This is a genomic window from Rhizobium sp. SU303 (genome assembly GCF_021052345.1).
Lineage (GTDB): Bacteria > Pseudomonadota > Alphaproteobacteria > Rhizobiales > Rhizobiaceae > Rhizobium > Rhizobium laguerreae.
This window is the reverse complement of the sequence record NZ_CP088095.1, coordinates 2,219,471-2,238,879: the sequence shown is the minus strand read 5'-3', so window position 1 is coordinate 2,238,879 and position 19,409 is coordinate 2,219,471. Positions and strand designations below refer to the sequence as shown.

The 19,409-nt window shown below is 61.2% G+C and carries 21 protein-coding genes and 1 tRNA gene; 8 read left to right on the top strand and 14 right to left on the bottom strand.

All coding sequences use genetic code 11. The features are described from left to right. Window positions 1–39: 39 nt before the first annotated feature. Window positions 40–474 carry a GNAT family N-acetyltransferase gene (locus RlegSU303_RS11245; RefSeq protein ID WP_131718513.1) on the top strand — a complete coding sequence of 145 codons (435 nt, stop codon included), beginning with the start codon at window positions 40–42 and terminating at the stop codon, window positions 472–474. A gap of 25 nt (window positions 475–499) precedes the next feature. After that, the gene (locus RlegSU303_RS11240; protein WP_131718512.1) at window positions 500–1,204 is read left to right on the top strand and encodes a class I SAM-dependent methyltransferase; all 705 of its coding nucleotides are present in this window, start codon (window positions 500–502) and stop codon (window positions 1,202–1,204) included. On the opposite strand, the gene RlegSU303_RS11235 is transcribed toward RlegSU303_RS11240, so the two are convergent. The 5 genes from RlegSU303_RS11235 to RlegSU303_RS11215 are packed head-to-tail and all read right to left on the bottom strand — an operon-like array spanning window position 1,173 to window position 6,631. Beyond that, complete coding sequence (locus tag RlegSU303_RS11235) at window positions 1,173–2,396, bottom strand: molybdopterin molybdotransferase MoeA (RefSeq protein WP_131718511.1); 1,224 nt, start codon at window positions 2,394–2,396, stop codon at window positions 1,173–1,175. The genes RlegSU303_RS11240 and RlegSU303_RS11235 overlap by 32 nt on opposite strands. Next, window positions 2,393–2,890, bottom strand: coding sequence for a cyclic pyranopterin monophosphate synthase MoaC (gene moaC / locus RlegSU303_RS11230; protein ID WP_131718510.1), 498 nt, complete (start codon window positions 2,888–2,890; stop codon window positions 2,393–2,395). Before moaC ends, RlegSU303_RS11235 begins: the two co-directional genes overlap by 4 nt. Window position 2,891: 1 nt before the next feature. Beyond that, a complete protein-coding gene (gene trpC / locus RlegSU303_RS11225; RefSeq protein ID WP_131718509.1) occupies window positions 2,892–3,704 on the bottom strand; it encodes an indole-3-glycerol phosphate synthase TrpC in 813 nt (270 codons plus the stop codon). A 9-nt stretch (window positions 3,705–3,713) separates the two neighbouring features. Then, window positions 3,714–4,730: an anthranilate phosphoribosyltransferase gene (gene trpD / locus RlegSU303_RS11220; protein WP_094085928.1), complete on the bottom strand. Its 1,017-nt coding sequence runs from the start codon at window positions 4,728–4,730 to the stop codon at window positions 3,714–3,716. An 8-nt stretch (window positions 4,731–4,738) separates the two neighbouring features. Next, window positions 4,739–6,631, bottom strand: coding sequence for a peptidylprolyl isomerase (locus RlegSU303_RS11215; RefSeq protein WP_131718508.1), 1,893 nt, complete (start codon window positions 6,629–6,631; stop codon window positions 4,739–4,741). A 219-nt stretch (window positions 6,632–6,850) separates the two neighbouring features. On the opposite strand from RlegSU303_RS11215, the gene RlegSU303_RS11210 reads away from it, so the two are divergent. Beyond that, window positions 6,851–7,132 (top strand): hypothetical protein, encoded by a 282-nt coding sequence (locus RlegSU303_RS11210; RefSeq protein WP_026158696.1) that lies wholly within the window; start codon window positions 6,851–6,853, stop codon window positions 7,130–7,132. 100 nt (window positions 7,133–7,232) lie between these two features. On the opposite strand, the gene RlegSU303_RS11205 is transcribed toward RlegSU303_RS11210, so the two are convergent. Together RlegSU303_RS11205 and RlegSU303_RS11200 are read right to left on the bottom strand one after the other, a co-directional pair. Beyond that, window positions 7,233–7,487 (bottom strand): GlsB/YeaQ/YmgE family stress response membrane protein, encoded by a 255-nt coding sequence (locus tag RlegSU303_RS11205; RefSeq protein WP_017960528.1) that lies wholly within the window; start codon window positions 7,485–7,487, stop codon window positions 7,233–7,235. A gap of 556 nt (window positions 7,488–8,043) precedes the next feature. Beyond that, window positions 8,044–8,181, bottom strand: a complete 138-nt coding sequence (locus RlegSU303_RS11200) for a hypothetical protein (RefSeq protein ID WP_017960526.1) — start codon at window positions 8,179–8,181, stop codon at window positions 8,044–8,046. 93 nt (window positions 8,182–8,274) lie between these two features. Here RlegSU303_RS11200 and RlegSU303_RS11195 point away from each other — a divergent pair, with 93 nt between their 5' ends. The 3 genes from RlegSU303_RS11195 (at window position 8,275) to RlegSU303_RS11185 (ending at window position 10,758) form a co-directional block, all read left to right on the top strand. After that, window positions 8,275–8,430: an entericidin gene (locus RlegSU303_RS11195; RefSeq protein WP_131629926.1), complete on the top strand. Its 156-nt coding sequence runs from the start codon at window positions 8,275–8,277 to the stop codon at window positions 8,428–8,430. A gap of 492 nt (window positions 8,431–8,922) precedes the next feature. Then, complete coding sequence (locus RlegSU303_RS11190) at window positions 8,923–9,795, top strand: transglutaminase family protein (RefSeq protein ID WP_131718507.1); 873 nt, start codon at window positions 8,923–8,925, stop codon at window positions 9,793–9,795. A 135-nt stretch (window positions 9,796–9,930) separates the two neighbouring features. Further along, window positions 9,931–10,758, top strand: coding sequence for a transglutaminase-like domain-containing protein (locus tag RlegSU303_RS11185; RefSeq protein ID WP_017960523.1), 828 nt, complete (start codon window positions 9,931–9,933; stop codon window positions 10,756–10,758). 52 nt (window positions 10,759–10,810) lie between these two features. Here the strand turns inward: RlegSU303_RS11185 and RlegSU303_RS11180 are convergent, their stop codons facing one another. Together RlegSU303_RS11180 and RlegSU303_RS11175 are read right to left on the bottom strand one after the other, a co-directional pair. Then, entirely contained in the window at window positions 10,811–11,032 is a 222-nt protein-coding gene (locus RlegSU303_RS11180) for an alkylphosphonate utilization protein (protein WP_017960522.1), read from the bottom strand. A gap of 99 nt (window positions 11,033–11,131) precedes the next feature. Then, window positions 11,132–12,028 (bottom strand): LysR family transcriptional regulator, encoded by an 897-nt coding sequence (locus RlegSU303_RS11175; protein WP_131718506.1) that lies wholly within the window; start codon window positions 12,026–12,028, stop codon window positions 11,132–11,134. A 144-nt stretch (window positions 12,029–12,172) separates the two neighbouring features. On the opposite strand from RlegSU303_RS11175, the gene RlegSU303_RS11170 reads away from it, so the two are divergent. Then, the gene (locus tag RlegSU303_RS11170) at window positions 12,173–13,597 is read left to right on the top strand and encodes an MFS transporter (protein WP_017960520.1); all 1,425 of its coding nucleotides are present in this window, start codon (window positions 12,173–12,175) and stop codon (window positions 13,595–13,597) included. Window positions 13,598–13,942: 345 nt separating this feature from the next. On the opposite strand, the gene RlegSU303_RS11165 is transcribed toward RlegSU303_RS11170, so the two are convergent. Beyond that, complete coding sequence (locus RlegSU303_RS11165; protein ID WP_131718505.1) at window positions 13,943–14,668, bottom strand: 3-keto-5-aminohexanoate cleavage protein; 726 nt, start codon at window positions 14,666–14,668, stop codon at window positions 13,943–13,945. A gap of 398 nt (window positions 14,669–15,066) precedes the next feature. Then, window positions 15,067–15,156, bottom strand: a tRNA-Ser gene (locus RlegSU303_RS11160). A 269-nt stretch (window positions 15,157–15,425) separates the two neighbouring features. On the opposite strand from RlegSU303_RS11160, the gene RlegSU303_RS11155 reads away from it, so the two are divergent. Beyond that, window positions 15,426–15,752, top strand: coding sequence for a GYD domain-containing protein (locus tag RlegSU303_RS11155; protein WP_017960518.1), 327 nt, complete (start codon window positions 15,426–15,428; stop codon window positions 15,750–15,752). Window positions 15,753–15,930: 178 nt separating this feature from the next. Here RlegSU303_RS11155 and RlegSU303_RS11150 read toward each other — a convergent pair whose 3' ends face one another. From RlegSU303_RS11150 to RlegSU303_RS11140, 3 genes are all read right to left on the bottom strand, one after another. Next, window positions 15,931–16,893, bottom strand: a complete 963-nt coding sequence (locus RlegSU303_RS11150; RefSeq protein WP_131718504.1) for a formylglycine-generating enzyme family protein — start codon at window positions 16,891–16,893, stop codon at window positions 15,931–15,933. Window positions 16,894–17,003: 110 nt separating this feature from the next. Next, window positions 17,004–17,528, bottom strand: coding sequence for a hypothetical protein (locus RlegSU303_RS11145; protein WP_017960516.1), 525 nt, complete (start codon window positions 17,526–17,528; stop codon window positions 17,004–17,006). A gap of 73 nt (window positions 17,529–17,601) precedes the next feature. Then, window positions 17,602–19,239, bottom strand: coding sequence for an arylsulfatase (locus RlegSU303_RS11140; protein WP_094085932.1), 1,638 nt, complete (start codon window positions 19,237–19,239; stop codon window positions 17,602–17,604). Between the last annotated feature and the right edge of the window lie 170 nt (window positions 19,240–19,409).

Here is a 19,409-nt window from a genome sequence, read left to right as displayed (position 1 = left end):
GGCGGAGGGTTTTGGGCCGTATCCCTGAGGGAGGCAAGGATGGTGATGGAAACGGCAATCCTCAGCGTCCCGGTTTTCAGTACGCTCTGCAATGAGGCCTTCCGGCTACGACGCGCCGTTTTCGTGCACGAGCAGAAGGTTCCCGAAGCCGAGGAATTCGATGCCGACGATCTCAGCGCCCATCATCTCGTCGCCGTCACGGCGGGCGAAGTCTCCGGCACGCTGCGAGCCATTTACACCGAGGAACATGTGAAGATCGGCCGGGTTGCGGTTGCCGGCCGATGGCGCGGCCAAGGCATTGCAGCCGCAATGATCGAGCGAGCGATGGACCTCCATCGCGCTGCCCGCGACAACCGCTTCTATCTCACAGCGCAGGCGGACAAGCTGCCGCTCTACGAGCGTTTCGGCTTCGTCGCCTATGGCGCGGAATTTCTTGACGGTGGCATGCCGCATCTTGCCATGAAGAATTACTGAGCTTCGCCGGCAGGAGCAAACCTCGATGAAACGCCCCGGTATGCCGACTCCCGACCCGACCGCCTTCATCAAGGCCAACCTGCCGATATCACCGGTTCCCGCTGTCCCCGAGATCCTGCTCCATACGGCAGGGCCCGCGAGCGGGCTCTGGCGGCTTGCCGGCCGCGGAGAGGCCGATCCGCCGCCTTACTGGGCCTATCCGTGGGCCGGCGGCGCGGTGCTTGCCCGCCATCTGCTCGATCGACCGGAAATGGTGAGCGGTCGCCGGGTGCTCGATCTCGGCGCCGGCTCCGGGCTCGTGGCTATTGCCGCGGCGAAGGCCGGAGCAGCTACGGTGACCGCTATCGACATCGATGCCAATGCCATTGTCGCGATCGGTCTCAACGCGGCGATCAACGCCGTCGACATCGCGGCCGTCGCCGCCGATATCATCGAGGAGTCGCCACCGGTGACCGATCTTCTTGTTGTCGGCGATCTGTTCTACGATCCCTCACTTGCCTTGCGGGTTATGGCCTTCCTGCGGCGTTGCCAAGCCTCTGGCATCGAGGTGCTGATTGGTGATCCCGAGCGGGCCTATCTGCCGCAGGGCGAACTCAGCCGAATCGCCACCCATGCAGTTGCGGATTTTGGCGGGGGCACTGGCGGCGGTGCGGTGCAGGCGGGCGTCTTTGCGCTCTCCGGCAAAGCTGACGGCGAGACTATGCCAGGAGGTCGGGCCGCAACAGCATGACCGGGCAGGGCGCTCCGGCCGGCACCTCCGGCGCATGCGGCGGGCGGATGACAAGGCAATCGGCGGCAGCGAAGACCTTCATCATTGAGGAATCCTGCTTGCCGAAGGGTTCTGCGAGCCAGTGGCCGGCGGCGGATCTCGAAAGTTTCGCCCTGATATAGTCCTGCCGGTGGTCGTTGGCACGCAGCGTGACGGCTGCCCCTACCGTTACCTCGCGCTGCACCGGTGGCAGGGAGGCGAGCTTGCGGATCAGCGGCTCCAGGAAGAGCAGCGAACAGACGAGGCTGGAGACCGGATTGCCGGGCAGGCCGAGCACATGCGTCTCGCCGAAGCTGCCGACCATCAGCGGTTTGCCGGGGCGCATTGCGATGCGCCAGAAATCGAGCTGCATGCCAGCTTCGATCAGCGTGGCCTGCACCAGATCATGGTCGCCGACCGAAGCGCCGCCGAGGGTGACGATCACATCGACCTTGGCGTCCCGCGCCGTGTCGATCGCCGCGGTGATCCTGGCCTTGTCGTCAGGCACGATGCCGAGATCGAGCACATCGGCGCCGGCTTTGCGGGCAAGGGCTGCAATACCAAACGTATTGGATGCGATGATCTGCGAAGGGCCGGGCGTGCTTCCGGGCGGTAGCAGTTCGTCGCCGGTTGCAAGGATGGCGATCAGCGGGCGCCGCAGCACCTCGACATCAGGCCGGTTCATGCCGGCAGCGACCGTCAGCCGCGAGAAATCGAGCACGGTGCCGGCCGACAGCACCGCTTCGCCTTCGGCGAAATCCTGGCCGCGGGGCCGCACATGCTGGCCCTGCCGCACAGGGAAATTGGTTCTGATGCCGCCCTCGATCTTCTCCGCATCCTCCTGCAGCAGGACGCTGTCCGCACCTGGCGGAACAGGCGCACCGGTGAAGATGCGGACGGCCTCTCCCTGGCCGACGCTTCCCTCGAAGCCGTGGCCGGCGGAAGACGTGCCGATGACCTTCAGCTCGGCGCCCGGCTCCGGCGCGTCTTCGCGGCGTAGCGCATAGCCATCCATGGCGGAGGCATTGAAGGGCGGCTGGGTGAGGCCGGCGGTCAGATCGGCGGCCAGGACGCGGCCCTCAGCTTCGGCAAGCGGCAGCGTCTCGGACGCCGCGACAGGCCTTGCGCGAGAGAGCAAGCGGTTCAACGCTTCGGCGACCGGGAGAAGGTTCATCTTGCCTCCGGATGACGGAAATCGCCGGATTTTCCGCCTGACTTTTCAAGAAGCCGGATGCCGCCGATTTCCATTGCCTTATCGGCCGCCTTGGCCATGTCGTAGATCGTCAGACAAGCGACCGAGACGGCGGTCAACGCCTCCATCTCCACACCGGTCTTGCCGGTGAGCTTGGCGGTTGCCGTAACGCGCAGACCGGGCAGGGCGGCATCTTCCGCGATCTCGACCGTGACCTTCGTCAGCATCAGCGGATGGCAGAGCGGGATGAGATCGGCGGTGCGTTTTGCCGCCATGATGCCGGCAAGGCGCGCCGTGCCGATGACGTCACCTTTCTTGGCATTGCCTTGGCGGATGAGCGCGAGCGTTTCCGCCGCCATCTTCACATGGCCCTCGGCAATGGCGATGCGCACCGTCTCAGCCTTGTCGGAGACGTCGACCATATGCGCCTCGCCGGAGGCACCGATATGGGTCAGACCGGGCTTTGCGCCGCTCATATCATTCGGCCGCGATGGCGGCTTCGCCAAAGAGCAGAGCGCGGGTGGCGGCGGCGACGTCCTCCTTGCGCATCAGGCTTTCGCCGACAAGGAAGGTATTGATGTCGACGGCCTGCAGGCGCTTGCAATCCGCGTTGGTGAAGATGCCGCTTTCGCCGACCAGCAGCCGGTCGTCAGGCACCATGGGGGCAAGCGCCTCGCTGACGGTGAGGCTGACCTCGAAGGTGCGCAGATTGCGGTTGTTGATGCCGATGAGCGGCGAGGGGAGTTTTAGCGCCCGCTCCATCTCCTCGGCGTCGTGGACTTCGACCAGCACGTCCATGTCGAGGGCGAAGGCCTCGTCCTGCAGGCGTTCGGCCTCGTCGTCCGACAGCGAGGCCATGATCAGCAGGATGCAATCGGCGCCCCAGGCGCGGGCTTCGTGCACCTGATAGGTCTCGAACATGAAATCCTTGCGCAGCGCCGGCAGCGTGCAGGCACCGCGGGCGGCTGTCAGAAATTCCGGTGCGCCCTGGAAGCTCGGCCTGTCGGTCAGTACGGACAGGCAGGCGGCACCGCCGGCCTCATAGGCGCTCGCCAGTGACGGCGGATCGAAATCCGGGCGAATGAGGCCCTTCGAGGGGCTCGCCTTCTTGATCTCGGCGATCAGGCCGAAGCGGCCGGCATCATGCTTGGCAATAAGCGCCTTGTGGAAGCCGCGCGGCGCGGATTGGCCGGCCTGCATTGCCTTGAGATCGGCAAGCGACACTGCCGCCTTGGCAGCGGCGATCTCCTCGCGCTTGTAGAGTTCGATCTTCTTCAGGATATCGGTCATCGAACAATCCTAGTCGATATCGTTGGAAACGGCGATGAGTTTGTCGAGGGCGAGCGCGGTCGCACCGCTATCCAGCGACTGCGTGGCAAGCGCCATGCCGTCGCGGATCGTTTCGACCTTGCCGGCGATGACGAGCGAGGCGGCGGCATTGGCGAGCGAGACATCGCGATACGCATTCTTGGCGCCGCCGAGCACCTCGCGAAGCGCTGCGGCATTGGCAACGCCGTCACCGCCCTTGATGTCGGCGAGCACGCAAGGGCTGACGCTGAAATCGGCGGGCGAGAGCTCGAAGGTGCGGATCTTGCCGTCTTCGAGTGCCGCGACTTGTGTGATGCCGGTGGTGGTGATCTCATCGAGGCCGTCGCCATGGACGACCCAGACGCATTCGGAGCCGAGATCGCGCATGACTTCGGCAAGCGGCACCAGCCATTGCGGCGAGAAGACGCCGAGCAGCTGGCGGCGAACGCCGGCCGGATTGGAGAGCGGTCCGAGCAGGTTGAAGATCGTCCGCGTGCCGAGTTCGACCCTTGAGGGGCCGACATGGCGCATGGCGGAATGATGCATCTGCGCGAACATGAAGCCGACGCCGGCCTCGGCAATGCAGCGGGAGATGATCTCGGGACCGACGTCGAGCTTGACGCCGAGTGCGGCCAGATTGTCGGCTGCGCCCGATTTCGAACTCAGCGCCCGGTTGCCATGCTTGGCGACGGGCACACCGGCGCCGGCGACGATCAGCGCCGCCAGCGTCGAGATATTGTAGGTGCCGCTGGCATCGCCGCCGGTGCCGACGATGTCGATTGCATCGGCCGGCGCCTCGACAGTCAGCATCTTCGAGCGCATCGCGGTGACGGCGCCGACGATCTCGTCGACGGTTTCGCCGCGCACGCGCAGCGCCATCAGGAAGCCACCGATCTGCGAGGGCGTCGCCTGGCCCGACATCAGGATGTCGAAGGCGGCGCGGGCCTCGTCACGCGTCAGCGGCTCGCGGCTTGCGGCCTTGGCCAGGAACGGCTTCAGATCGGTCATAAAGCCTCCTAGCGGACCGTCGCCTGTTCAGCGAGCGTCTGGTTGATCTGAGCGCCGTACTGCGTCTGCAGCAGGTTGACCATCTGATCGAGAATATCGTCGCCGGCGGCATTGGCCATGGCGGTGATCTGGGCATCGCGATTGTTCAGCACTTCGCCGGTCGGCTGGGTGTTGACCTCGGTGACCTTCAGCAGGATCTGCGTCGAGGGATCGGCGCCGACAGCACTCGCGACCGTGTCGACCGGACCCGAGAAGGCGGCTGTGACGCCGGCGCGGCCGAGGACTGCATCATCGGTGGAGCGGGTGACACCGCTCTTGCTTTCGACGGCAATGCCGAGCGGCGTTGCGATATCGGCAAGGGCAGTGCCTTTCTTCGCCTCGGCCTTCAATGCTTCGGCCTTCTTGGCGAGCTCGGCCTTCTGCTGCTCCGCCGTCCAGTCCTCGACGGCCTTTTCGCGCACTTCGGCCACCGGGCGGTCGCGGTCCGGCGTGATTTCGCGGACGTTGAACCAGACATAGCCGTCGTTACCGATCGGCAGCGGCGGCGCATCGACGCCGACCTCGGTCTTGAAGGCTTCGCCGAGCAGCTGCTGCCTGGCTGGGATATCCTTGACCTCTTGGCCATCCTTGTCGGCGCCGGTCATATCGACGGCATCGACAGTCACGGCGGTGAGCTTCAGCTGGCCGGCAATATCCTCGAGCGTCGAACCGCCCGCGCGCAGATCCTCGATGCGATCATGAACGTTGATCACTTCCTGAGAGGCGTTGGAGAGCGCCAGCTGCTTGCGGATATCCTCCTTCACCTCGTCGAAATTCTTCGCCGTTTCCGGCTTGATGTTGGTGACGCGCAGGATGACGGGGCCGAAGGAGCCATCGACGACAGGCGTGGTGCCGCCATCGCGCGAAACCGTAAAGGCCGCATCGGCAACGGCCTGGTCGGGAACCTTGTCCTTGGTGAACTCGCCGAGCAGCACGTCGCTTGCCGTCTTGCCCTGGTCGGAAACCAGCTGGTCGAAGCTGGTGCCGCTCTTCAGCGCCGTTTCGGCAGCGGCGGCGAGATCCTTGCTGGCGAAGGTTAGCTGCTCGATGGTGCGGCTTTCCGGCGTGCGATAGGTATCCTTGCTCTTGTCGAAGGCTTCGTGGATCTGGTCGTCGGTGACGGTCGCGGCATCGGCGATATCGGCAGGCTGCAGCTTGAGATAGACGAGCTTGCGGTATTCGGGCGCCCGGTAGCGCTGCTTGACGCCTTCGAACCACGTCGCCAACACGTCGTCGGCCGGTGCCTTGATCGGCTCGATATTGGCATTGGTGAGCAGCAGGTATTCGATGCTGCGGCTTTCGTCACCATAGAGCTTCAGGGCGTCCACCAGTGTCTTCGGTGCGGTGAAGCCGTTGGAGATGGCATCGACCACCTGGCTGCGGACAGCGACCTTGCTGCGCTCCTTGATGTAATCGTCCTGACGGATGCCGGCATTTTGCAGGCGCGAAATGAAGAGCTCGCGGTCGAACCGGCCATTGACGGCCTTGAAAGCCGGATCGTCAGCGATCAGCTGGGCGAGGCGATCTTCCGAAAGGCCGAGGTTCATGTCTTCGGCGAGCTGGTCGAGCGAGGCGCCGGCGACGAGCTGGGCGAGCACCTGCTGCTCGACGCCGAAGGCGCGGGCCTGCTCGGGGGTGAGGCGCGTGCCGAACTGCTGGCTGAGGCTTGCCACCTGGCGCTGATAGGCGAGGTGGAATTCGTTGACGTCCACATGCTGATCGCCGACGGTCACGACCGTGGTGCTGTTGCCGCCTGACAGCAGCTCATGCGACACGCCCCAGACGCCGAAGGACGCGACGAGCAGAAGCAGGAGGAGCTTGGCAACCCAGGTCTGAGCAGCTCTTCTCAGGATATGGAACATAGAAACGCAAACCTCGCAGTATCATTAACCCGCGCGCGGGCGGACATTCGACGTTCCTTAAAACAAACCCGACAGGAAATGAAGGGTTTGTCGCGCGAAAAGCTGCACAAGGCGGCCGCTCGGCCGCGGCGGCTTTGCGGCGAACAAAAGATCGGTTGCGGCGGAACCTTTCGGGCCGCCATTTCGTTGAAGCGGCATCCCATGAAACAGGAGCAGACCATGGCAGAATTGAAAACCGCTTCCGCCGAATCCACCGCTGCGCGCGTCAAGGCTGATATTGCAGCAGACGATCTGTCGGCGCAGGTCGCAGCCCTTCGCAACGATCTCTCCCGACTGTCGGAAAGCGTGGTCGCGCTGGGGCAGGGGGCGAAGTCGGCGGTGACCGACGAGGCGTCGCTGATGACGGAACGGCTGCGCGACAAGGTGCGCGAAGAGCCGCTCGTGGCACTCGCCGTGACGGCAGGCATTGCCTACGTGTTCGGCCTGCTCAGCCGTCGCTGAACGGGAATTCGGGGTAAGGAAAAGCCGGACGCCATGAACGCCCGGCTTTTAATATTTCCGACCACCGGCAAGGCGCCCGAGGCCAGCTATCGCGACCGAGTCAGCGACGGATGACACGCCCGATCGCGATCAAGATGCAGGCACCGACGAACCCGGTGATCAGATAACCCAGCCAACCGGCGAGCGGCTGGATGTTCAACAGACCCAGGACCCAGTTGGCGACAATAGCGCCGATGATGCCGAGCAATATGTTCATGAGCAGGCTCATGCTGCTGCGCATGGCCTTTTCCGCCAGCCAACCGGCGACACCGCCGATAATGATGGCTGCAATCCAACCCACGCCTGCGTCTTCCATGGTTATCTCCCTCCTGGCAAAACGAGTCACAGAATGCACGAAATGAAAGGAAGTTCCACTCCCAGTTACTGAGATTGCTTGCGGGTTCAGCAACTTATGTGACTCACGGCTGCAGCAGGGTGACCGGAGAGTGCAGTGCGTGGGTGATAATCTGAAACAATAGGCCAGCAATGGCGAGCATGGCGAAGCCCAACGGCATAATCAGGCTCTTGCTAAACATCTTTCCTCTCCCCTTTTGCGTAAAAAGCATAAGCGGAAGCGGAGGGAGCGCAACAATATTGTTAACGGATAGTTAAGCTTGGCAATTAATTAAAATTAAGTACATCGAAGAGAGTAAAAATACTTGCGGATGTTGAATTTTTTGTTTTGCACTTTTCCCGTGTTGTTGACGGATCATCTGCGATCTAGACCCTTCAGACCTTCCATTTTCCGCCTTGCTGTCGAGGCGGAAACTGATGTTGCCATCTCTCCGGATCGCAAATGATGCCGCGGAACGCGGTCAGCACCGGTTTCAGTGATCGCGCGGCTTAGGGCCAATCCGTTTGGCGCGGGGGAATCAGGTCCGGTGGACGATCAGCATGAAGACGAGGAAGGACGCTGTTGCGACCGTCGCGGCGAAGGCAATCTGGTAGTCCATGTTGTTAACCCCGGTTAGATGGCTCCCGTAAACGCCTGTGTCGTCACCGAGTTCCATGTCGCGCGTTGCGCGCTCATCGCCTGCGGATTGATTTTGGCGAAGAATGCGTCATCTTCCCTTGATCACCTTTTCATTCGGGGACAACAATTGATGCCAAGTGCTGCAATCGCCATCGCCTGTATCTGCCTGCTGACACTTTCCGGCTGCGGCAATACCGCATACGGGTTGAAGAAGGATGGCCAGGAAGCGAGCCACGCCATGGACAATGCGACACATCGGGTGCTTTCGGCCGGCGCCAAGAAGTGATGCAGGCGATGGAATAAAAAAGCCCGCCTGGGGTGAGGCGGGCTTAGGACTAACAGGGAGAATGGACGGATAGACTCCGCCTCAACTAATACAGCATTTTCTTAAGCGCATGACTTTACGTCATTCGACGTAACGGCGACCGGCAACGACCGATGCGGCCATGATTCGGAATCGAATCGGAGATATACGGATCGAATCAGAAGTTGCCCCAGTTCTGAGCGCGGGCACGAGCGCGAATAATCCGGTATTCGCGACCGCCATAGAGCGAGCCGATTGTCAGCAGAAGCGTCAGAACGTCCCAGATGATATGCATGTTATCCTCTTAGGTTGGACGGCCCTGCCGTCGATCGGTGAAGATACAATAGCAATCTTTCGAACGTGCTTATATGACAAGAAATCGGGATGAGCGGGAAAGCCGGCAGGGCGCTTCCGCAGAGGAGAGGCGGCATTTCCGCCTTGGAGCAGAAAATTGAACAGATTCGACGGCGGCTTATGACGATTTTCTCCGTCCGCCACATCACGTCCTATCGTTACGTCAGGGACGTCGATTTCGGCGAGCATCGTTTGATGTTCCGGCCGCGCGACAGTTTCGACCAGCGGCTGATGGAGGCGTCGTTGACGATCTATCCTGAGGAAAGTCATGTGCGCTGGATCCATGATGTTTTCGGCAATTGCGTGGCGCTCGTCGATTTTTCGAGGCCGGCGTCTGAACTTCGTTTCGAAACCTGGATCACGCTCGATCATACGCCCCAGGTCGCCCTGGATCTCAAGGTCGACGACGCGGCTCTGACCTATCCATTCTCCTACGACAAGGACGAGATCGCCGATCTGACGCCGGCGATGCAGCGCCATTACCCCGACCCGAACGACGAGGTCGGACGCTGGGCGCGCCAGTTCGTCCGCCAGGGGCGTCCGACGGAGACCGGGCATCTTCTGATGACGCTCTGTTACGCCATCCGCGAAAGCTTCGTTTATGCGCGGCGCCATGAACATGGCACGCAGACGCCGGTGCAGACCCTGCAGCTTCGCTCCGGCACCTGCCGGGACTTTGCGCTTCTGATGATGGAGGCGGCACGCATCCTCGGCCTCGCGGCGCGGTTCGTCACGGGCTATGTCTATGTTCCCGACCGGGACGGTTCGACCGTGCTCGGCGGCGGTTCCACGCACGCATGGTGCCAGATCTATCTTCCAGGCGCCGGCTGGACGGAGTTCGATCCGACCAACGGCATCGTCGGCAACCGCGATCTCATTCGTGTCGCGGTTGCCCGCGATCCGCGCCAGGCAGTTCCGTTGAGCGGCAGCTATGACGGGGATGGGAAGGATTTCGACAGCATGACGGTGCAGGTCAACGTCACCACGAAGTAATCTTGGGTTTCTCGGGTAATCTTGATTACCCCGAACCGGCCGCGCAGTGACAGTCCCGCGGCCACGGAACCGGGTAGCGCGATCAACGTTCCATACTCACCTCCACTTTTGCGGAGACGCGATAAGGAAGCCACCATGAAGATACGCGCCGGGTTTCATCTGGGCTATGAATGCACGCAGCCGACGCCGATGCTGCTCGTCCTCAATATCCATCCCTCCCGTCGCGCCGATCTTCTCAGCGATCAGACCCTGACATTCGACCGGCCGATCGAGGCCTGGAGCTATACTGATGTATTCGGCAATGCCTGCAGCCGGATCGTCGCCCCGCCGGGGCTGACGACGATCTCCACGGAATTCGAGATCTACGACAGCGGCCAGCCCGACATCGTTCCCGACGATGCCGTCCAGCATGCGATCAATGACCTGCCGGACGATGTGTTGGTCTTCCTGCTCGGCAGCCGTTACTGCGACACCGACAGGCTTGCAGATTTCGCCTGGGCCAGGTTCTCGTCGACGCCGCTCGGCTGGCCGCGCGTCCAGGCGATCTGCGATTTCGTCCATGATCACATCACCTTCGACTACTTGAAGGCCGACGTCCTCAGGACTGCGCATGGCGGCTTCACCGACAAGGCGGGCGTCTGCCGCGACTTTGCTCATCTCGCCATCGCGCTTTGCCGATGCATGAATATCCCGGCACGATATTGCACCGGTTATCTCGGCGATATCGGCGTTCCGATCGATCCCAATCCGATGGATTTCAGCGCCTGGTTCGAGGTCTTTCTCGGCGGCCACTGGCATACGGTCGACGCCCGCCACAACACACCGCGCATCGGCCGGATCCTGATGGGAACCGGCCGCGACGCCACCGACGTCGCCATGTCGACAGCCTTCGGTCCGGCAACGCTCTCCCGCTTCGAGGTGATCACCGAGGAAGTGCCGCAGGAGGCGGTGAAAGCCGATTGATTGGGCAGGCCTTACGATGCATCGACAACCAGCATCGCGGGCGAGGCAGATCCTATGCCTTCTTCAAAAACTCGGTTTTCAGCACGAGGCCTTTGACCTGCTTGGTGCTGCACTCGATCTCGCCTGGATTGTCCGTCAGGCGAATGCCCTTGACCAGCGTTCCACGCTTCAGCGTCTCTGAGGTTCCCTTGACCTTGAGGTCCTTGATCAGCGTCACGGAATCGCCGTCGTGAAGCTGGCTTCCGTTGCTGTCCCTTACAATGATGTCGGTCATAATGTCCCCGCTTGGTGATCCCGGACGGGAAATCATGGCGACGCAGGATAGTCAATACGAACGGATCAATCGGCCTGACCTCAGATCCTACACAGCCCTTCAATCAGCTCGCGTGCAGGCGTCCCGAACGCAGCCGCGCAGCCAGCGATGCGCGGGATCGGCATCCATCCTGGGGTGCCAGAGCAATGACACCGTGATCTCAGGCGTCGGGACGGGGAGGGGAAAACTATGCATTCCCGCGCGCAAGGCTTCGGTGTGCCGTTCGGGCACGCTGGCGATCAGATCGGAGTTCCAGGCAAGTTGCAGCGCTGTGGAAAAACCGCTGACGATGGTGGCGATCTGTCGTTCCAGCCCGAGCGCGTTCAAGGCTTCATCGATCGGTCCCTTATCAAGCCCGCGCCGCGAGACGTAGATGTGCTGGCCGGCGGCATAAAGGGAGGGCGTCATCTCGCGCTCGCAAAGCGGATGCCCCAAGCGCACGACGCCGACGAAACGATCGCGGAACAAGGCCTGCGCCCGCACCTCCGGCCCGGTCGTCCCGCCGACGACGCCGGTTTCCAGATCGACGGTCCCATCGCGAAGCGGGGCGCTGTCCTTGTCCGGCTTCTGCATGAAGCGCAGCCGCACACCGGGCGCTTGCCGGCCGAGGCGGGCGATGAGATCAGGCCCGAAGCTCTCGGCAAAACCTTCGCTGGTGCGCAGCGTGAACGTCCGAACCAAGCGTTGAAGGTCAAGCGCCTCAGCAGGACGCAGGACCGCCTGCGCGTCCTCGACAATCCGGCCGACCCGCTCGCGCAGTTCGAGCGCGCGCGGCGTGGGGACGAGGCCGCGGCCGGCGCGCACCAGCAGCGGATCGCCCGTCGTTTCGCGCAATCGCGCTAAGGCCCGGCTCATTGCCGACGGGCTGAGCCGCAGCCTTTCCGCCGCACGCGCAACGCTGCCTTCGGCAAGCAGCACATTGAGGGTGACAAGAAGGTTGAGATCGGGCGTCGACATGCATCAAGTATAACACGCTTTCATCGTGATGTGGCGTCAGACGCATGAATTAAGTGCAAAGCATGCGCCTTCCGCCATATCAAGCAGAGGACTAGGTTTTCACCAGTTCCATTCGGGGAACTAAGAGAAAACGGAGTTCACGGGGTGAAATCGATCATTGCAGAGCGAAGCGAGGCCATCGCCGAACAGGCACCCTCCGTACGATGGGCGCTTGCCAGTCTTTCCCTCTCGATGTTGCTGCCGTCACTCGGCACCAGCATCGCAAATGTCGGCCTGCCGAGCCTGGCGCAGGCGTTCGATGCGGCCTTCCAGGACGTGCAGTGGATCGTTCTCGCCTATCTCCTTGCCATCACCACCCTGATCGTCAGCGTCGGACGGCTCGGCGACATCACCGGCCGCCGCCGGCTGCTGCTCATCGGCATCCTGCTCTTCACGCTGGCCTCGGTCCTCTGCAGCGTCGCGCCGACGTTATGGCTGATGATTGCCGCGCGCGCTGTGCAGGGCCTGGGTGCGGCCATCATGATGGCTCTGACCATGGCCTTTGTCGGTGAAACGGTGCCGAAGGAAAGAACCGGGAGCGCCATGGGGCTGCTCGGAACGATGTCAGCGATCGGCACCGCTCTTGGGCCCTCGCTCGGCGGCCTGCTGATCGCCGGGCCTGGCTGGCCGGCAATCTTTCTCGTCAACGTGCCGCTCGGCGTTCTGACCTTCTTTCTCGCCTATCGCCATCTGCCCGCCGATATCAGTAAGGGGAAGACGGATCGGAAGGGCTTCGACATGGCGGGCACACTGCTGTTTGCGCTGACGCTTTCGGCCTATGCGCTGGCGATGACGATCGGGCACGGTCGCTTTGGGCCGCTGAACATCGCTCTGCTCTCGGCCGCCGTCTTCGGCACCGGTTTGTTCGTCTTCGCCGAGGCGAGAGCGGCATCACCGCTGATCCAGTTGACGGTGTTCCGCAATCGCGTGCTCACCGCCAGCCTGGTGATGAACGCGCTGGTGTCGACTGTGATGATGGCGACGCTGGTGGTGGCGCCGTTCTACCTTTCCCATGCGCTCGGACTCAATCAAGCGCTCGTCGGTATCGTCATGTCGATCGGCCCCGTCATCTCCATCTTGAGCGGGGTCCCGGCCGGTCGCCTGGTCGACCGTCTGGACGCACCATTCGTCGTCGTCGCGGGGCTCCTCGCCATGGCGGCGGGCTCCGTCGCCATGGCCATGCTTCCCGGGATATCAGGCTACATCGCCGCCATTGCCATGCTGACACCCGGCTATCAGCTGTTTCAAGCGGCCAACAACACTGCCGTCATGGCGGACGTCCGACCGGACCAGCGGGGCGTCATCTCGGGCATGCTCAACCTGTCGCGCAATCTCGGGCTGATTACCGGCGCATCCGTGATGGGCGCCGTCTTCGCGTTCTCTTCGGGAACACCCGATATCACAGTGGCGCATCCCGAGGCCGTTGCCTCAGGCATGCGGACGACCTTCGCCGTCGCGGCAGCACTGGTTATCGCCGCGCTCGCCATCGCGGCCGGGTTTTATCGACGCCGAGCGCTCGGGGAGAGTTGAGTCCGGCACTGGTCGCCGCGCGAGCGAAGCTCAGACCAAGGTCCGATTCCATCTCGGACTTCGTGCCCATAGCAACTCTCGGTCAATGCGATAGGTTCTCGCGGCATGTGTGGAGATATTCGGAGTTTTACTGTGACTAAGATCATCGTTGCGGGGATGATACTGACGCCGGTTATCTTCTGGGGTTCTATTGGCGTCCTGATATACTTATACTTCTCGTGAGGGCTGCTCGGTGAATCCTCGACTTCGCCGAGTCCCTATTTCGAAACATTCTGCGCCTTGACGATGCCGGCCGATGGCGCCGAAGAGATTCCGAACTGCCGCCTGGCCGCCGACATATCGGGATCAGATCGCGTGGCCACGGAAGATCGCGACGGCCGCAGTGACCAGCGCGGCATTGTCGTTGGCAATCGTCCCATCCGGGAGGTGCTTGCCATCTTCCAGGCCGATACGGGTGGAGTAGCGCCGCTCGCGCGCCAACCTGACGAAGGGCCAGACGGTGTCGTCGAAACCGTGCAGAAGAATGGGCCGATTGACCCGGCTATCCCTGAGCACCTTGATAATGCCGTCCGCGATGCCGCATGCGCGCTGCAAATCCTGTTCGTCATCGAGCTCGATGAGCACGCGAAAGACCCGCTCATGATCATCGAGGCCGATGTAGCGCTCCGCATCGGCGACCGATGCCAGTCCGACTTCAATGCCGACACCCTTCTGCCGGAGCAGCTGCATGACACCGGGCGCATCGTCTTCCGACAGGTTCACCGAGGCATAATCCGGCAGAACGGACCAGCGGCGGATGGCCTCCCTCGTTTTCTCCCGATTGCCTTCGATCCAGGCGCCGGTGGATACGCCGATCAGCGTTCCCGGACAGACACGGCCGATCGCGCCGACAGTGTCGTCGACGGCGGCAAGGCTTTCCTTGCCATCGGCTCCGCGCGGATGGACGTGGAGCTCCGCAGCGCCGGCTGCGACCGAAGCCGTGGCATCACGCACCATGGCATCGATCGTCAGCGGAAGGAGGGGATGAAAATCGCTCGGCCGCGCGCCGTTGATGCAAGCTTGAACGATCATAAAACGAGCCTCGCGCTTGTTGAGCCGCTTAAGACGCCGGGCATACCAAATTGGAAACCTGAAGACTTAGGGGCGCTGCCGACAAAATCATTTCCCTTGTCGTTGGAGCCCCAATAATATCAAATCAGTCGAGATGGGCGACTGCTGCTCTCATGCAGGGTCAAGCTGCGCGGACGCCGACCAGAGGACGGCCACGTGATCTCGTGGCAGCGACGTGACGTCAATCTGCCGCCCGACCCCATTCTTAAGTTAATGGCAGTCGCGTCCTGTTGCTGCCTGTATATCATCTCATCGTCAACGCAAAGGAGGGGGCGTGAAACTCATCTATTGCCCTCAGGGAAGGCCAACCTTCTCGACGATTGCGATGACGGATGGATCTCGTGCAAATTTTCGGCATATGGCGGAAGAGGTGGGATTCGAACCCACGGTACGGTTTCCCGCACGCCGGTTTTCAAGACCGGTTCCTTAAACCACTCGGACACTCTTCCATCTGATTGAAAAGGTCGAGAAATCCACATTTTGTCGATTTCTGCGAACCGGTCGTTGCTACCGATTTGCGACCCAATCAGTCGATGGCTGGCGTTTTAGCAGCTTTGATAGCAGCGTCAACGTGCCCTGCAGCATTTGCCCGCCTCCTTGGCATGACGTAGAACAAATTCGAGCGTGAGCTGAGGAGGCCCGTTCCGCTCATTGGAAATGACTGGCGTTCTCCCCGGCTTGAGCGTTTACTGTGTTGTTCTGGCGGAGGAAACAAACCATGGCAATGTATCTCACGCGCTTCAGCTACACGCCCGAGACCTGGGCGCGGATGATCGAAAACCCCGAGGATCGCCGAGAGGCGGCACGCAGTTACATTGAATCTGTGGGCGGAAAGCTCCATGGCTTCTGGTACGCCTTCGGCGAGCATGATGGTTGGAATCTGTGGGAGGCGCCTGACAACGTATCGATGGCGGCTGTCGCACTTGCGATCGGCGCAGGAGGCGCGCTCAGCTCTATGGAGACCACCGTCCTCCTCAGCGTCGAGGATACGATCGCGGCCTTGGAAAAGGCGAAGTCGGTTCGGTACCGTCCACCGGCAGGGTAGGTGCGGCACACCACTTCCGATCATGTCGGAGATGAGCGCTTCGCGCGCATCTTTCCGTGAATTGCGGCGGAGGCAACCAGGTGTCCCTATTGGGGCAGCACAGCCGTTTGTAGCCGACGAAGCCGTCTATCTCCGATTTGAATCCCTCAGCCAGTGAAATCAGCGGCTCGCTGTTGCATTATGAGCGGACAATACATCGGAAGCCTAGATGGCAAGTTGCTGTATCGACGGGTTGCGCCATGCGTGCGGCCGGCCGGTAACGGCGGCAATAATTGGGCGCGCAAAGATGTGAGCCGCCCTTCATGACTTTGCGTGGAATGCTGATCTGCGGTTGGCGCGGATCATAGCTGTTGGAGAGTTCAGCGCCGACAGGATTCGAGATCGTGCAGCACGGGCTGTCGATCATGCCATGCTCTTGATACCAGTCGGTCGTCCATTCCCAGACATTGCCGGCCATATCGAACAAACCGTAGCCGTTGGCCGGAAAGCTCCCCACGGGAGATGTGCCCTCGAAACCGTCCTCCCGACTGTTTTGGACGGGAAACTCGCCCTGCCAGGTGTTGGCCATATGCCGACCGCCGGGCAACATTTCCTCTCCCCATACGTAGTCCGCCGCCTCAAGCCCCCCGCGTGCGGCAAACTCCCATTCTGCTTCGGTTGGCAGTTCCTTGCCGGCCCAGGCCGCATAGGCTTGTGCGTCGTCGAAGGTGACATGGACGACCGGGTGCTCCAATAAGCCCTTGATCGTGCTTGCCGGCCCTCGCGGATGCCGCCAGTTTGCTCCGCGCACATATTTCCACCAGTCGTAGTGGTTCGTCAGATCAACGGGCGATTTTGGCTTGATGAAAACGACTGATGATGGTGCCAGCATCTCCATGATGGCACCCGGATAGTCAGCCGGGTTGGCCGGCCGCTCCGCCGTGGTGACATAGCCGGTCGCCTCGACAAAGGCGGAAAAATCCCGGTTCGTCACCGGGCATGTGTCCACCCAGAACCCATCGACACGAACGCTGTGCGCCGGGGCTTCCTCCCGATAGTGGCGATCCGAGCCCATCAGGAAATCGCCGCCGGGGATCCATAACATACGACCGCTCGCACGCGCTTTCACAATCGGTGGTTCCAACATGGCTTCGCCTTGCATTCGACCTTCACTGGTCATTTATTCGCAAAGACCTTCACGCAATTGACCCCGGCTGGTTGCCGTCATCAACGTCTGGAAGAGAACTCGTCTTTGCCGGCCTTCGCCCGCAATTACTGCACCTCGCGATGTGCGAAAAACAGACTCCAAAGCCTTCCTTTGCCGAGTGCCACTCCCAATTCCCTCGATGCCAGGTAAGGGATCAAGATCAACAGCATGATTGCGCTCATGGCCAGGAGCTCGGGCAGCCGACTGGCTATATCGCCGATCACAACCGAGAGTGCCCGGCCATGAAGGAACCCAACGACGCACTCTTCAGCAAGCGACATGACGAGGATCAGCGACAGATAGAGTGCCGCCTTGTAGGCCACGACGCCGACGAGTCTCGAACTGCCGGACCGCTCTCCGAGGCCGATCGTATGACCGAGCAGGATGAACTTTCCGAGAATGAGAGCCTTGATCGCGGGTATGCCGAACACAAGAAATTCCACACCCTGACTACCGAGGACGGCCATTTTGTAGAGGAGGATTGCCGCGAAGCAGACATAGAGATAGGCGCAGAGGAAGGCGTACTCCTTTATCTCGTGCTTGGCTCGCTGGAGGATAGTCGTCGCTTGTCCGTTCTCATTCGCATTCATCGATCTTTTTCCGATCATAGTCGGGATGCCGCCGAACATTAACGGCGCCATCCTGGCCTTCGTCAACGTCTGATCACTGTCCGCCACCCCGCTGGAGTTTCTCAAGCACATGGTCCATCGAGAAGCTGCCCGGCGACTGGCGGGGCGGATATTTTACATAGGTTTGAAGATGTTTGGCCACGTATGCCTGGGCCGGAACCAGCGCGAAGGCATGTTCTACGCGCCATCTTGCATAGTCTCCCGCTGCATGCTGGGCAATTTCGAACGGATCGGCGCGCAGATCAATTAATTTCGGAAATCGCAGTGTGATCAGAGGATCCTGCCACACGTCCAACCCTTCTGCTCGTTGTTCCATGAACACCAGCTTCCAGCGGTCGTAGCGCAATCCTGCCAGGCTTCCGTCATCAGTCCAGTAAAAATACTCCTTGCGCGCGCCAGGCCCTGTGCCGTCAAGCAGTTTGCGTTGATTGTAGCCGTCAAGATGCACGTTGAATGTCTTGCCGGCCGCTTCATAGCCGGTCAGAAGCTTGGCTGCGATGTCAGGCTCGCCGGCTGCCGCAACCAAGGTCGGCAGCCAATCCTCGTGGGAAACAATCTCGTTGATCTCGGTTCCCGGTTTGACAACGCCCGGCCAGCGCACCATCCCAGGCACGCGGTAACCACCTTCCCAATTGGTATTCTTTTCGCCATGAAACGGCGTTGTGCCGCCATCAGGCCAGGAAAACACCTCCGCACCGTTATCGGTCGTCCAGACAACGATGGTGTTTTCGGCGATGCCAAGTTCGTCGAGCTGGTCGAGCAGCTGGCCAACCATACCGTCGAATTCAGCCATGCCGTCGGCAACGATCCCCAGGCCCGTTTTGCCTTTCGACTCCGCTTTAAGATGCGTATAGATATGCATCCGGGTCGAGTTGAACCAGCAAAAGAACGGCTTTTCGGCTTTGGCGCTGCGGTCGATGAAGTCCTTGGCAGCGCCGAGAAATTCCTCGTCAGCCGTTTCCATGCGTTTTCTGGTGAGCGGCCCCGTATCCTCAATCGTCTGCTTGCCTACTCTTCCGAAACGCGGATCCTCGGTCGGATCGTCTGTCTCGCTCGCTTTGCATTTCAACACGCCACGCGGTCCGAATTTTGCGAGAAACTGTGGATCCTTCGGGTAATCAGGGTTCTCCGGTTCTTCTTCGGCATTGAGGTGATAGAGGTTGCCGAAGAACTCATCGAAGCCGTGGACGGTCGGCAAAAATTCGTTGCGATCACCGAGATGATTCTTGCCGAATTGGCCGGTCACGTATCCTTGTGGCTTGAGCAATTCGGCGATCGTCGGATCCTTCTCAGACAGACCCTCCTTGGCTCCGGGAAGCCCGACTTTGAGCAGCCCCGTGCGAAAACAGCTCTGGCCAGTAATGAAGGCCGCTCGCCCCGCCGTGCAGGATTGCTGCGCGTAGAGATCGGTGAAGATCGCACCTTCGTCGGCGATACGGTCAATATTTGGCGTCTGGTATCCCATCTGCCCGCGATTGTAAGCGCTGGTGTTCCACCAGCCGATGTCATCGCCGAAGATCACAAGAATATTCGGCTTCTTTGCTCCTGCCTGGGCAAGCGCCGGAATGCTGGCGACCGGACAGAATGCCGCTAATGCGATTGCCGAGCCGCCGCCCAGCAGGATTTGGCGCCGGGTACTATTGAGTTCCGTCTTTCCCGTTTTATCGCTCATCTCATGCCTCCCTAACTGTCACAGAGATTTTGGCGTCAGAAAGCAACCTAACGCATTCGAATATCCGCGCTATTGCACTTAGGGGCAGTTGCCTTGGCCATGGATATCGTTCGAGGATAATCAGACGCCGGAGGCTGAGCTTGCTGCGCCTGCGTTATGAGCACGATGAA

Coding starts and splice junctions, on each gene's coding strand:
- trpD (WP_094085928.1), bottom strand. CDS start 4,730: ATGACCGATCTGAAGCCGTTCCTGGCCAAGGCCGCAAGCCGCGAGCCG.
- RlegSU303_RS11195 (WP_131629926.1), top strand. CDS start 8,275: ATGCCAAGTGCTGCAATCGCCATCGCCTGTATCTGCCTGCTGACACTT.
- RlegSU303_RS11200 (WP_017960526.1), bottom strand. CDS start 8,181: ATGGAACTCGGTGACGACACAGGCGTTTACGGGAGCCATCTAACCGGG.
- RlegSU303_RS11245 (WP_131718513.1), top strand. CDS start 40: ATGGTGATGGAAACGGCAATCCTCAGCGTCCCGGTTTTCAGTACGCTC.
- RlegSU303_RS11210 (WP_026158696.1), top strand. CDS start 6,851: ATGGCAGAATTGAAAACCGCTTCCGCCGAATCCACCGCTGCGCGCGTC.
- RlegSU303_RS11205 (WP_017960528.1), bottom strand. CDS start 7,487: ATGGAAGACGCAGGCGTGGGTTGGATTGCAGCCATCATTATCGGCGGT.
- RlegSU303_RS11145 (WP_017960516.1), bottom strand. CDS start 17,528: ATGAATGCGAATGAGAACGGACAAGCGACGACTATCCTCCAGCGAGCC.
- RlegSU303_RS11235 (WP_131718511.1), bottom strand. CDS start 2,396: ATGAACCTTCTCCCGGTCGCCGAAGCGTTGAACCGCTTGCTCTCTCGC.
- RlegSU303_RS11165 (WP_131718505.1), bottom strand. CDS start 14,668: ATGATCGTTCAAGCTTGCATCAACGGCGCGCGGCCGAGCGATTTTCAT.
- RlegSU303_RS11140 (WP_094085932.1), bottom strand. CDS start 19,239: ATGAGCGATAAAACGGGAAAGACGGAACTCAATAGTACCCGGCGCCAA.
- RlegSU303_RS11185 (WP_017960523.1), top strand. CDS start 9,931: ATGAAGATACGCGCCGGGTTTCATCTGGGCTATGAATGCACGCAGCCG.
- RlegSU303_RS11180 (WP_017960522.1), bottom strand. CDS start 11,032: ATGACCGACATCATTGTAAGGGACAGCAACGGAAGCCAGCTTCACGAC.
- moaC (WP_131718510.1), bottom strand. CDS start 2,890: ATGAGCGGCGCAAAGCCCGGTCTGACCCATATCGGTGCCTCCGGCGAG.
- RlegSU303_RS11155 (WP_017960518.1), top strand. CDS start 15,426: ATGGCAATGTATCTCACGCGCTTCAGCTACACGCCCGAGACCTGGGCG.
- RlegSU303_RS11215 (WP_131718508.1), bottom strand. CDS start 6,631: ATGTTCCATATCCTGAGAAGAGCTGCTCAGACCTGGGTTGCCAAGCTC.
- RlegSU303_RS11150 (WP_131718504.1), bottom strand. CDS start 16,893: ATGCAAGGCGAAGCCATGTTGGAACCACCGATTGTGAAAGCGCGTGCG.
- RlegSU303_RS11175 (WP_131718506.1), bottom strand. CDS start 12,028: ATGTCGACGCCCGATCTCAACCTTCTTGTCACCCTCAATGTGCTGCTT.
- trpC (WP_131718509.1), bottom strand. CDS start 3,704: ATGACCGATATCCTGAAGAAGATCGAACTCTACAAGCGCGAGGAGATC.
- RlegSU303_RS11190 (WP_131718507.1), top strand. CDS start 8,923: ATGACGATTTTCTCCGTCCGCCACATCACGTCCTATCGTTACGTCAGG.
- RlegSU303_RS11240 (WP_131718512.1), top strand. CDS start 500: ATGAAACGCCCCGGTATGCCGACTCCCGACCCGACCGCCTTCATCAAG.